Annotated in this window: 8 protein-coding genes; 4 read left to right on the top strand and 4 right to left on the bottom strand. The window is 56.4% G+C overall.

The genetic code is table 11. From position 1 onward, the window contains the following. Positions 1–461 precede the first annotated feature (461 nt). Together rdfA and MW046_RS16045 are read left to right on the top strand one after the other, a co-directional pair. A complete protein-coding gene (gene rdfA, locus MW046_RS16040; protein ID WP_247995545.1) occupies positions 462–1,061 on the top strand; it encodes a rod-determining factor RdfA in 600 nt (199 codons plus the stop codon). Between the two features lie 111 nt (positions 1,062–1,172). Then, positions 1,173–3,098, top strand: a complete 1,926-nt coding sequence (locus tag MW046_RS16045; RefSeq protein WP_247995546.1) for an archaea-specific SMC-related protein — start codon at positions 1,173–1,175, stop codon at positions 3,096–3,098. A 135-nt stretch (positions 3,099–3,233) separates the two neighbouring features. Here the strand turns inward: MW046_RS16045 and folP are convergent, their stop codons facing one another. Then, positions 3,234–5,630 (bottom strand): dihydropteroate synthase, encoded by a 2,397-nt coding sequence (gene folP, locus MW046_RS16050; RefSeq protein ID WP_247995547.1) that lies wholly within the window; start codon positions 5,628–5,630, stop codon positions 3,234–3,236. A gap of 100 nt (positions 5,631–5,730) precedes the next feature. Here folP and MW046_RS16055 point away from each other — a divergent pair, with 100 nt between their 5' ends. Beyond that, a complete protein-coding gene (locus tag MW046_RS16055; protein WP_247995548.1) occupies positions 5,731–6,936 on the top strand; it encodes an alanyl-tRNA editing protein in 1,206 nt (401 codons plus the stop codon). A gap of 332 nt (positions 6,937–7,268) precedes the next feature. Here the strand turns inward: MW046_RS16055 and MW046_RS16060 are convergent, their stop codons facing one another. Beyond that, entirely contained in the window at positions 7,269–8,246 is a 978-nt protein-coding gene (locus MW046_RS16060) for a formyltetrahydrofolate deformylase (RefSeq protein ID WP_247995549.1), read from the bottom strand. A gap of 352 nt (positions 8,247–8,598) precedes the next feature. Next, positions 8,599–8,979: a Rid family detoxifying hydrolase gene (locus MW046_RS16065; protein ID WP_247995550.1), complete on the bottom strand. Its 381-nt coding sequence runs from the start codon at positions 8,977–8,979 to the stop codon at positions 8,599–8,601. 136 nt (positions 8,980–9,115) lie between these two features. On the opposite strand from MW046_RS16065, the gene glyA reads away from it, so the two are divergent. Beyond that, positions 9,116–10,366, top strand: a complete 1,251-nt coding sequence (glyA, locus tag MW046_RS16070; protein ID WP_247995551.1) for a serine hydroxymethyltransferase — start codon at positions 9,116–9,118, stop codon at positions 10,364–10,366. A gap of 234 nt (positions 10,367–10,600) precedes the next feature. Here glyA and MW046_RS16075 read toward each other — a convergent pair whose 3' ends face one another. Next, positions 10,601–12,214 carry a BCCT family transporter gene (locus MW046_RS16075; RefSeq protein ID WP_247995552.1) on the bottom strand — a complete coding sequence of 538 codons (1,614 nt, stop codon included), beginning with the start codon at positions 12,212–12,214 and terminating at the stop codon, positions 10,601–10,603. Positions 12,215–12,412: the final 198 nt, after the last annotated feature.

Here is a 12,412-nt window from a genome sequence, read left to right on the forward strand (position 1 = left end):
CCTCAAGCAGTGTAAGTCTGACTGCTGGTTGTCTGGCTTCCCGATATGGACGTGTTTCCAGATTCGGCAGTGAATAGCCGTCTAGCGGCGATTTCTATCAGAATAAACTGAGAAAGCAGCTGAAAAGTCGCCGCCCCAGCGTTCCATCGGGAATACGCACTCCTCATCTTGCTTTTCAACATAATCGAGGAAGGGCCAAAGGATAACTCTGTTAACGCTGATGGTCAGCGGAGCAGCCACCGTCTGAATCCTACGATCGGGCCTTTTCGTCTCAAACTCAGTTAGCGAGCACCGCGACTTCAGCTCCTTGACCAACAACTCTACCACTTAACGCGTGAATCCAGTTTGAAGATGAACATCGTGGTGATCTGCACTCCACCTCCAAACGAGGTGTGGTGTCGAATCGAGTATCGGGTAGAGGGCAAAGTAGATAAAGCGTCGAAGAAACCATATCACAAACGATGCCCGATGAAAGTGGAGGTGGGTGCAAGGTCGATAGGGTCTCACGGAAGTACGGTCTCGACACTATCGACGAGGTTTTGAAAGACCTTCAGAATGAGGGAACCAGCCTCAGGGATCTGGAAGCGCAGTACAACCAGCGGGTGCTCGAATCCGCGCTCCGAGAGGCAGGTGTTGATGTCCTAAGCGGCGAGGTCGAGAACCTCTATCGACTGTTTATCGGGGATGACGTAAGCGCTGGCATGCGAGTCGAGGCACGGTCTCGACTCAAACAACACGGCACCGATCCAGAGTCGATACGCAACGACTTCGTGAGTTACCAGACCATCCGGACGCATTTGCGAGAGTGTCTGTCAGTCGACACAGAACGGACGTCGACGGTGACCACCACTGGGGCAAAAAACACGGTTTTCAAACTCCTCTCCCGAACTGAATCTGTCACTAAACGAACCATCGAGCGACTCCGCTCAAATGGATATCTGCACATTGGTGCGGTAGACGTAACGCTGAGTTTGCGAATCGCCTGTACCGATTGCGGTGAAGAATACACGTTTTCCCGGTTAGTCGAACGGGGACAGTGTTCGTGTACTGTTGAAAAATAAGCAACCAAAACGTTATCTCGAATGATTGCACGAATCACACTCTGTCTTGTATCTACCGAGCCAGTTCGTAAGTACCAAAAAGGCATACATTAATAGATGAGATTAGATAGTATGGACGACGAGACAGGACTTGACGATCTCACAGTTACCGTTCAAAATATCGGTGGGATCTCGGAGAGTCGGGTGACCCTTTCGCCACGTGTAACACTCCTCGTCGGGGAGAACGCCTCGAACAAATCGTCGTTCCTTCGGTCGTTGTCGGCCGTTCTGGGCGGACCCACACCGCCGCTGAAGAGCGACGCCACCAGTGGGCGGGTCGATCTTGAGATGGGGACGGATGAGTACTATATCGAATTAGCAAAGCAAAACGGCACCCAAGTTGTCGCCGAAGAGAAACGACTCACAGAACTCGAAGACCTCTGTGAGCTTTTCGTAACGCTTGATGAGACGAATCCAATTCGCCAGGCCGTCGTCAACGATGGTGACCTCTATGACCATTTGATGCGGCCGATAGACACGGAAAGTATCGAATACGAGATAGAACAGCTGAAGGCCACAAAAGATGACCTCAGCGACCAACTTTCTGAACTCGATCGGAAGGAGGACCGCCTCCCAGGGCTCGAGACGCGTGCGACGAGCCTACGCCAGGAGATCGAGAATGTCGAGTCGACACTTCGTAAAAAACGATCGACTATCGAGGAATTGGAAGGAGAGCAGATGGTTGAGACCGATGCTGGAGCCCTCAAGGAGCTCAAAGAGAAACGCTCTGAACGAGAAACGGTTCGAAATCGGATTCGCACACAGAAAGCGGCCATCGAGTCGCTCGAAAAGGAATCCGACTCCATCGAGACGGAGTTGAACGACCTCGATTTGGCGGAGCTGCCGAACGACGCCGACGCAATTGTGGACGAAATCGAACAACTGCACCACCAGAAACAGCAGCTGACGACGACGATCAACTCGTTGAGTCCGATCGTCGAGATGAACAGTCAACTGCTGGACGACGACGACGAGATTCCAGCTGAGATGAAATCAGACGATATCGTCGCAGAACTCGATCCGGATTCACGGACCATCACCTGCTGGACCTGTGGGAGCAGCGTCGAGCAGTCTGAAATCGCAGAGCAGGTTCGAGTCGTCCAGGAGATTCTGGAGGAGAAACGAGACCAGCGTGAGACGATTACCGACCACATCCAGACCCTCGACGAGCAACGTCGGCAATTCGAACAGCAGCGGCAAAAACACGAACAACTGCAAGAGCAGAAACGCTCAACCGAAGCCGAGATAGAACGGCGAACGGAGCAACTGTCCGAACTTGAGTCCCGTCAGCAGGAGCTCAAAGCTGAAGTCGAGACCCTCCTGGACGAAATCGAAGAATCCGGTGAGCAATCCGACGAACTTGGCGAGCTGTACGACGAAGTCAGTGACCTCGAATACGAACGTGGGCAACTTGAAAACGAACTAACAGACATTGAAGCCGAGATCGAGGGTATCGAAACGGAACTCTCAAACCGGGAAAGCATCGAGGCGCAGCGAGAATCGGTGGTCACCCAGTTACAGGACCAGCGTGACCGAATCGAGACGCTCGAGCGTGACTTTGTCACCACGTTCAACGAGATGATGCAACAGGTACTCGACAGACTCGACTACGAGAAAGTCGAACGGATCTGGACCGAGCGCATCACGTCCGAATCTGATTCCCTGTCGGGGACCGAATTCGAACTCCACATTGTTCGCTCGACCGAAAAAGGGACCGTATTCGAGGACGTGATAGAGAACTTGAGCAAGAGCGAACGGGAGGTAATCGGTCTCGTCGTCGCACTCGCGGGCTACCTGGCCCACGACGTTGTGGACGAACTCCCGTTCATCATCGTCGACGCGGTAGAGATGCTCGATGCGATGCGAATTCACAGCCTGCTCGAGTATTTCAATCAGTATACTGACTACGTCATCATGGCGGTGCTCCCAGAGGAGGGAAAGGAACTCGAAGACGCATATTCCACGATATCGACCTCGTCGTTCGGTGTCGAAACGTAGACGCGCTGTCCTGGGTTTCATTCTCGACGTAAACCTCGAACTCGAACGCCGCCGTCTCCGACAGCACCCGGGCTCCGTGGTCGCGCCGTTCACTCTTCGTCGGCGTCTCTGCTGCCAGTCGTCTATGTCTTCTACTCAGTCGTGTGCTCTCGTTGCTTCGACTGTCCGAATCGTGGCCGCGTTCTCCGGAACGTCGTGGACACGAATGATATCTGCACCGCGCTCTGCAGCGAGTGTCGTCATCGCAAGCGTCGGGGATAGTCGATCACCATGCTGGCAGCCGACATGTTCGAACATGGATTTCTGTGAGTGCCCAACCATAACCGGACAGCCGAGTGACTGGAATTCTTTAAGTCTGCCGATGAGTTCGAAACACTCCGCAGGGTCCTTTCCGAACCCACAGCCCGGATCGACGATAATCTGCTCCCGGTCGAGACCGGCTCGTTCCGCGAGCAGTACCTGTTCGGCGAGTTCGTCGATGACGTCCTCGACTACATCATCGTAGAGTGCGGTCTGACCCGGTTCAACCGGCGTCGACAGACTGTGCATGATGACGAGCGAAGCGTCGTGGTCTGCGGCGACGAAGCGCATCTCCGGATCCTCAAGGCCCGACACATCATTGACGATGTCCGCACCTGCTTCGAGCGCTACGTCTGCGACAGTGGCTTTGCGGGTATCGATTGAGAGTGTGGCGTTCAGATCGGCTAGCTCCTCGATTACTGGGACGACCCGTTCGATTTCCTCCTGAGCTGACACTGGGTCAGCCCCCGGCCGCGTGCTTTCACCACCGATATCGATGATATCTGCGCCAGCGCCAACCATCGACCGCGCTCGGCGAACAGCGGCTTCGACATCGGTGTATTCGCCGCCATCGTGGAAGCTGTCTGGTGTGACATTCAGTATGCCGATGAGCGCCGTCTCGTCGCCCCACGGATACTGGTCAGTATGTGGGTTTGTATCGAAGGCACGTTCGAGTTGTTCTGAGAGGTGCGACAGACCGAGCCCAGCACCGTCGATTCGGCTGATGAGTTCGTGAAACTGCGGGACCAGCCCTGAGAGCAAGATCGAGACGCGCTTGTCCGATGCCTCTTCGTTAAGTGTCTGTGCGCTCCCGCCGGCCGACCGCAGCGCTTCGGTCACGAAATCCGCCTGCTCTGTACGGAGTTGTGTTTTGAACGTCCGATGGTCCGTGGACGCTTGGATTCTCGTGACTGTGTGTGCCTCGGAATCGACCGGGACAGCCATTGGTTCGTCCGTCCGCTTTGGCGTCAGCAGACTCGTCCACCGGTCTCGGGCTTCGGCAACTACGTAGAGGGAGCCAGTGACGAGTACGCAGTCGTTCTCTCCCGCTGCCGAAAGTGCTCGGTCGGTCGCTTCCAGCACGGAGCCTGAACAGTTGATGTCCTCGGCGTGGCCGATGAACGTACTCGCGAGCGTCTCGACCGCTTCGGCACGGTCGACGGCTGGTTCGCACAGGTAGACTGAGTCGGCAGCTGGGAGTTCGCTTCGCATCGTTGCATAGTCCTTGTCTGCCATCGCGCCGAAGACGAGATGCAAGTCGTCGAACTCGTACCGTTCGACGAGGGTAGCGAGTTTCGAACAGGCGTCGGGGTTGTGTGATCCATCGAGAACCGTGAGTGGAGCGGTCGACATGATTTCGAAGCGACCGGGCCAATGTGCCCCTCGAAGCCCCGACGCGATCGTGTCCGCGTCGACCGACGCGAGTTGCCGGGCAAGCGTCGCTGCAATCCCAGCGTTCGTCGCCTGGTGTTGGCCAAGGAGAGGCAGGTTCGTTTCGACCGACCAATCGACTGCTCTAATCGAGACCGAACTTTCGACCATCGAGGCCATACCAGTCTCCTCGGCGTAGATGTCCCCGGCTTCAGCCCCAACAGTGATGACGTCCGTCTCCTCTCGAATCGCACGTAGTGCCGACCCGTCCGCACCAGTTACGAGTGGAGCGCCTGCTGGCGCGACCTGTGCTTTGTCCCGGGCGATTGCTTCGACCGTGTCCCCCAGCAAATCAGTGTGCTCGAGACTGACGCTGGTCACCGCACTCGCAACCGGATCAACGGCACTGGTCGCGTCGTACCGGCCACCAATGCCGACTTCAAGGATTGCGACGTCGACATCTTCCACGTCGAAATGGTGAATCGCTAGCGTCGTGAGGACCTCGAAGTAGGTTGGTATGTCGTCTTCCGCCCGCAACCGTTCGATACACGGGTCTATATCGTTGACAAACGACTGGACGCGTTCTTTTGGAATCTTTCGACCGTTAACTCGAATCTGATCACGCAAGTCAGTCAGGGCTGGTGATGTATAGACGCCAACATCGAGTCCTGCTTCCCTGAGGATTTGTTCGAGCATCCGCGCAGTGCTTCCCTTCCCATTCGATCCCGCGATCTGCACGCAGTCGATTCCCGTGTGTGGCCGGCCGAGAGCGGAGAGCATCCTGCGGGTCGTCTCCGTCCCAAGTTTTGGACGGAGTCGCTGTAGTGACTCCAGATACACTACCGATTCTTGATACCCCATACCAGTTGGGATTCTGGGCGGCACTATTAATTTGTCGCCGGGTGGCTAATTATCCCGTGTTCCGTGCAGTTTATAATAGCGTGTCCCGACAACTGGGACGATGCTCGCCGAGTTGGGAGAGAACCTAGCGGCAGCAGAGCCGTACGTAACGGATTTCAAAGCAACTGTCGAGGCAATCGACGGACACGAGGTCCGTCTCGACCAGACGTACTTCTATGCCGAAGGCGGCGGTCAACCGGCCGACCGGGGCACGCTTGCTGGCATCGACGTTGTTGACGTCCAGACGCGTGATGGCAAGACGGTCCACACGTTGGACACGAGCCCCACATTCGAGATCGGTGATACCGTCGACGGAAACGTCAGCGACGACTTCCGGACGTACTGTATGCGCGCTCACACCGCAAGCCATCTCGTTTACGGTGTGGGCCGAACGCTGTTCGACGACCACGGATACGGTGGCTTCGACATCGGGGAGAAGAAGGTCCGCCTCGACTTCAAGACCAGTCGAGATTCGACCGACGTGAACGAACTCACCTTCGAGCGCATGATCAACGAAGTGGTCTGGGAATCGAAGGATGTCACCTGGGAGGAGATGAACACCGAGGCGGCGTGTAACCGTTCGGACATCGTCTTCAACCTCTCAGACGACGCTGCCGAAGCCGAAACAGTTCGGATTGTCGAGATTATCGGTTGGGATATCGCTGCCTGCGGCGGCACCCATGTTCGTAACACCCGGGAAATCGGCCCCGTCAAAGTAGTTGACGTGTCGAATCCCGGATCAGGACTCGTCCGTGTCGAGTTTGCGGTCGGTCCACACGCTATCGACGCACAGATCGACGAAACGCGAAACGCAAACCGCACTGCGGACGTACTAGATACGAGCGTCGATAACCTGCCCAAACGCGCCCGCAGCCTCCTCGAAGAGAAGACGTCCCTCGAAGACGAGCTGGCGGAGCTGAGTGAACGGCTGCTCGAAACACAACTCGACACGCTGCAGGACGATGTCGTCTCGAAGGACGGGAACCGTTGGCTGGTGGGCGAAGTCGACGCAGTTGGCGCGAATGCGGTCTCGGAACGCATCGACGATCTCGTGGGTGATACCGCCGACATCGTCGTTCTCACTGGTTCAGATGGATCGACGTTCGTCGTCGTCGGGACGACCGGTGAACTGGATGCAAACGAAATTATCCAGGACGTGACGGACGAATTCGGCGGCGGGGGCGGTGGCAGGCCGTCTCTCGCACAGGGAGGCGGCCTCTCTGCTGATCCCAAGACTGTCGTCGAATATCTCAGTGACACCGCTTGAGTGGGTCAATTGCAGGTAACCGGAAATGCATCTGAGCTCCTGCGTTCAAATCCGGCGTGGCTGTTTCTGGACGCACTGATTCGGATTTTCCAATCGCTGGCAAACACGATCTGGCAGATTTATATCAATCGTTGGAATCGGCGTCAGTGATAGATTTGTATCGGACACCGTCGCCATACCCAACGGCAGAGAAGTACTCCGAGTGTCTCGACGCTTACCTACTGGAGGTTCGAAAAGGTCGAGAGATGCGAATCCGAGGCGAGAACAACAGCAAACGGTCCTTACGGGATTACGATCCGCGACCCGCGACCAGCACGGTGTGGTCGAAGCTGTCAGTCGTCGGCACTGGCCACTTCGTCGGTCTCGCGGATGGCGTACCCTTCGTATCCGTCGACCGGCGCGTCGGGATTGATCCGATTGAGCTCCTCAGGCGCACCGAGTTGTGCGTCGGTCTTATCCGGATTCTGAAGCTTTGTACGGCCACGTTGGACGGTGATTTCATCGTTCAGGTGGAGCTTGATGGCCTCGATGAACGCCTCGGCTTCGAGCGGTTGGCCGAGTTGTTCGAGTTCCTTCTCGGTGGCGTCGTCAGGAACGTTAAACGTCCGCTGGGAGATTATTGGACCTTGATCGAGATCGGTGGTCACATAATGGGCCGTGACACCTGCGATACGGACGCCTTCTTTGATCGCCTGCATGTACGCAGAGGCACCGGGAAACGCCGGAAGCAGGCTCGGATGAACATTGATGATACGGTTGTCGTATCGAAAGACGACCTCCGGCGAGAGGATGCGAATGTAGCGAGCAAGCGCAAGGAGGTCGATATTGTAGTCTGCCAATAAGTCTAGTAGCTCGTCTTCGTCCGGGACGCCCGTTTCGTCACCGATGTCGTGGAAGGGGACACCGTACTCGGTCGCAAGCGGTTCGAGATCACTGTGGTTCCCGATGACGACATCAATATCGGCACCAAGATCGCCGCATTCCCACTCCTTGAGGAGCGCTTCGAGACAATGGCTCTCCTTTGTGACGAGAACGGCGAGCGATTGTGTCTCGCTGGTTATGGGGAATCGAACCTGGATGTCGACATTGAAGTCTTCGCCAAGGGCTTCGAGATCCTCACGAAGGGTCTCTTGTGTGGTGACCATCTCTGATGTGTCGACGTGGATGGTCATCCGGAAGGTCCCCTCCCGAACGGCCTGGTCGAGGGCTTCGATGTTGACATTGCGTTCGAAGAGGAACGACGTTACCTCAGCGACAATGCCAGTATCGTCCTCGCCTACGATCGTGATTTCGGTCAGTCCGTCTGTCATGCTATCAGCCCCGCGTTGACGCTTTCAGTTATCATTTGTCTCGTTACATCGTGCGCCACTGTATTGCAAAAGAATTCATGTGTATATGTGGCGACCTTTAGTACATACATCGGTCTCACTATTCACTGGACGAAAGCTGACAGTGACGATACGGCGCGTGAGTGGGCTGTAGAACGGAAGAATGTGATGTTCACAAAGGCAGCACAATGAAATTCTGAGGGTGATGACGAGGCAGTCTGTCCGAGTGTCGAAGGTCCGAGTCTCCGGCCTTGCCGCCTCGTGCTATCCTTGGTGAACGTTTCGAACATCTCCGGGCGAAACCGGTTCGATAGCCTCTAGAAACAACTCGACCCTAGTCGGTCATCGCGATCGCTTCGATCTCTATCGCTGCCCCTTTCGGCACATTCCCGACTTCGACCGCACTACGCGCGGGCGGCTCTTCGCCGAAGAACTCGCTGTAGACCTCGTTAAACTCCTCGAAGTCGTCGATGTCATTGAGGAAGACGGTCGTTTTGAGGACATCGTCTAGGGAGCCATCTTCCGAGACAAGAATCGCCTCCACGTTTTCGAGACACTGTTTCGTCTGCTCGGCAACCGGGGCATCGTCGAGTAGCTCACCGTCCGGTGTGAGTGGGAGTTGTCCTGCGGTGACGATGAGGTCGCCGTTGATCGTTGCCTGACTGTACGCGCCAACCGCTGCTGGCGCATCCGAAGTACTGATCGTGCGCTTCATAGCCAGCCGTTCTGGACGATCTGTATTAAATCCATCCCGGGATGGAACTCATTACACATCATGTAAATAATCATAACTATTGTGCTGAAATCGGCTTGCACATAAGATACTTACTACCATTGCACCTGGTTGGGATATGACGTTTCGACAGTCACTCGATCAGATAGCTCCCGGCGTAGCCGAAGCCACCGAACTCGAACGCGAACGGCAGGAATCCACGCTCGGAATGATCGCATCGGAGAACCACGTCTCCCAGGCCGTTCTCGAATCCCAGGGCAGCGTCCTGACGAACAAGTACGCGGAAGGATATCCCGGCAGTCGGTACTACGGTGGCTGCCAGCACGTCGACACCGTTGAGCAACTCACCATTGACTATGCCAAGGAACTCTTCGGCGCCGACCACGTGAACGTCCAGCCACACAGCGGGACGCAGGCCAACATGGCCGTCTACTTTGCCGCCCTCGAACCGGGTGATAAGATACTCTCGCTGTCGCTCTCACACGGTGGACACCTCTCGCACGGCCACAGCGTCAATTTCTCCGGCCAGCTCTACAACGTCAGGCAGTACGAGGTAGACCCCGAAACGGGGTATATCGACTACGACGACCTGGCGGCGATGGCAAATGAGTTTGATCCGGACATGGTCGTCAGTGGGTCCTCGGCGTACCCCCGCGAGTTCGACTACGCACGCATCGGTGAGGTTGCTGACAAAAATGACGCCGATCACCTCGCTGATATCGCGCACGTGACGGGACTCATCGCCGCTGGCGTTCATTCCTCACCAGTCGAATACGCAAACTTCGTGACTGGGAGTACGCACAAGACGATTCGCGCTGGCCGCGGTGGCATCATCATGTGCGACGAGGAGCACGCGGACGAGATCGATTCCGCTGTGTTCCCCGGCGCACAGGGTGGTCCACTGATGCACAACATCGCTGGCAAAGCTGCTGGCTTCTCAGAAGCCCTGACCGACGGGTTCCAGGTCCACGCCGAGCAGGTCGTGGCGAACGCAAAGACGCTCGCGGACGTCTTCCAGCGACAGGGGCTTTCCCTCGTCAGTGGTGGCACCGACAAACACCTTCTGCTCGTCGACCTCCGCGAATCACACCCCGATCTCACCGGAAAGGAGGCCGAGGAACTGCTCAGTGACGTCGGCATCATCGTCAACAAGAACACGGTTCCTGGCGAGACCCGGTCACCGATGGTTACGAGCGGGATTCGCGTCGGCACACCAGCGCTCACGACCCGTGGCTTCGAGGCAGACGAGATGAAGACCGTCGGGCAACTCATCGTCGAAGTACTCGACAATCCCGAAAGCGACATCGTGCGGGATCGTGTCAGTACGACCGTCGACGAACTCTGTGAGGAATTCCCGATTTACGAATAACGGGGGAGTCGGTCACCCTCGTTGTGGCTTCTTTTCTTCAATCGACGTTCACATTGGCCGCGTCGTATCGTCATCGTTCGTGGTGAACGGAACACAGGCTAAGAACGCCTCGAGAATCTAGACCGGGTCATCCCACTGGAGTCTCCGGATCGTAATGGGTTCGGCAAACGCAAGTAACGAGGCCGGAACGATTAGAAAAAGAGGCAATCCAGGTGGTAGCAGCCGTGTGAGAAGTTAATCGTCGTTCGCTTCGACTGGGGTTTCGGTACGAGTCGAGGAGTTGGACACCGTCTCAGTCCCGGAAATGTCGAAGAACACCGGATGTATCTCCCGACACGAGAGACACAGACCAACGATAGCGACGATCGTAATCACCGCAAACGGAACGCCAGTGATTATCGAAGCGGCTCGCAAGGCGTCGACACCACCGACGACCATCAGCAGTGAGGCGAGCGCGCCAACGAGCGCACCCCAGATGACACGGTTGATGGTCGACGGGCTCAGTTCGCCACCGGTCGTCAACATCCCCAAGGCCATCGTCGAGGAGTCGGCCGAGGTGATAAAGAACGTCAGTATCAATACGAGGAACAGCACGTTTAGGATCGCCCCAAACGGCAGCGCTCCGAACAACGGATAGCCAGACCCGGCCACGCCGTACTCCGTAATAACGCCCAAGATGTCGGCTTGTCCGGTGCTCTGTAGGTTAATCGCGGTCGCGCCAAGGGAACCGAACCACGGAATCGTCACCGCAGTCGATGCCATGACGCCTGTTCCGACGACTTGTCGGATCGTTCGGCCACGGGAGACACGAGCAATGAACAGTCCAACAAACGGCGTCCACGAGAACCACCAGGCCCAATAGAAGACGGTCCAGTTACCTACCCAACTAGATCCGTTTCCGGTATTCATGTAGAGGCTCATCGAGATGAACTGGTTTACGTACGAGCCGAACGCCTCAGCAGTTGCCATCATGATGTACACGGTCGGCCCGAGAACGAACACCAGAACCATGAACGCCCCAAACAGAGCCAGATTCAACTGAGAGACCCGACGAATCCCTTTCTTGATGCCCAGTGCGACGGACAGCGTGAAGGCGATGGTGAGTCCAGTAATGATCGCAACCGTCCCGATATCACCGACCACGACACCGGTCGTGTACTCGATGCCGGTCAGAAACTGATCGCCGACGAAGCCGAGCGTGGTTGCGATACCACCGAGCGTGGCGAAGACGGCGAGGATGTCGATCAACTTCGCCCAGACTCCATCGAGGTTGTCCATGCCGATGAGCGGCACAAGAACCGTGGAAACACGCATTGGCGCGTTACGACGATACGTGTAGAACGCGATGGGAAGTGCCACGATGGAGTACGCCGCCCACGCAGAGATACCCCAGTGAAAGAAACTGTACTGTATCGCGCTGACTGCAGCTTCGGCCGACTGCGGTTGAGCGCTGATAAACGGCGGCACTGTATCGTAGTGGAAAATCGCCTCCGCGGGCCCCCAGAAAACGATTCCGGCTGCGATACCAGCGGAGTACAGCATCGAGAAGTACGACAAGAAACCGTACTCCGGCTCTTCGTCCTCATCTCCGAGTTTGATGGTTCCCCACGGCCCGAAGACGAGAAACAGAGCGAACAACACGACAATGAACATCGCAATGAGGTACAGCCATCCCAGGTTCTGCTGCAGGAATTTGTTCGTGTCCGACACCGCTGTCCCGGCGACATCCGGGACAGTGATGAACAGCGTGACGGCCGTCAATGCAACGAGGAATCCGACGACGAACACCGGCACATCTAGTTCGTTAATGAATCGATTCACCAATCCGTCGGAGTCTGCGTTACTCATTCGAGGTCACCAATCCAACCGGCTGTGTCCACCAGTCGTAGATATAGACCGCGTTTTGGTGGTCTTGGTTCATTGGACGGGATTTCGGAAGTCCGTCCTGAGCAGTACTATTGTCGTACCACGCGTCACGAGAAAGCGACGCTCTATGGCGGCTCATGCGGGAGTATGCCACACACCACTCAATTGGATATGTCCATA

Origin of the sequence: Halocatena salina, assembly GCF_023115355.1 — an archaeon.
GTDB classification, from domain to species: domain Archaea; phylum Halobacteriota; class Halobacteria; order Halobacteriales; family Haloarculaceae; genus Halocatena; species Halocatena salina.

What these genes read in the sequence shown, in the direction of transcription:
- folP (WP_247995547.1), bottom strand. Translation starts at nt 5,630, where the DNA reads ATGGGGTATCAAGAATCGGTAGTGTATCTGGAGTCACTACAGCGACTC.
- MW046_RS16075 (WP_247995552.1), bottom strand. Translation starts at nt 12,214, where the DNA reads ATGAGTAACGCAGACTCCGACGGATTGGTGAATCGATTCATTAACGAA.
- MW046_RS16060 (WP_247995549.1), bottom strand. Translation starts at nt 8,246, where the DNA reads ATGACAGACGGACTGACCGAAATCACGATCGTAGGCGAGGACGATACT.
- MW046_RS16055 (WP_247995548.1), top strand. Translation starts at nt 5,731, where the DNA reads ATGCTCGCCGAGTTGGGAGAGAACCTAGCGGCAGCAGAGCCGTACGTA.
- MW046_RS16045 (WP_247995546.1), top strand. Translation starts at nt 1,173, where the DNA reads ATGGACGACGAGACAGGACTTGACGATCTCACAGTTACCGTTCAAAAT.
- rdfA (WP_247995545.1), top strand. Translation starts at nt 462, where the DNA reads ATGCCCGATGAAAGTGGAGGTGGGTGCAAGGTCGATAGGGTCTCACGG.
- MW046_RS16065 (WP_247995550.1), bottom strand. Translation starts at nt 8,979, where the DNA reads ATGAAGCGCACGATCAGTACTTCGGATGCGCCAGCAGCGGTTGGCGCG.
- glyA (WP_247995551.1), top strand. Translation starts at nt 9,116, where the DNA reads ATGACGTTTCGACAGTCACTCGATCAGATAGCTCCCGGCGTAGCCGAA.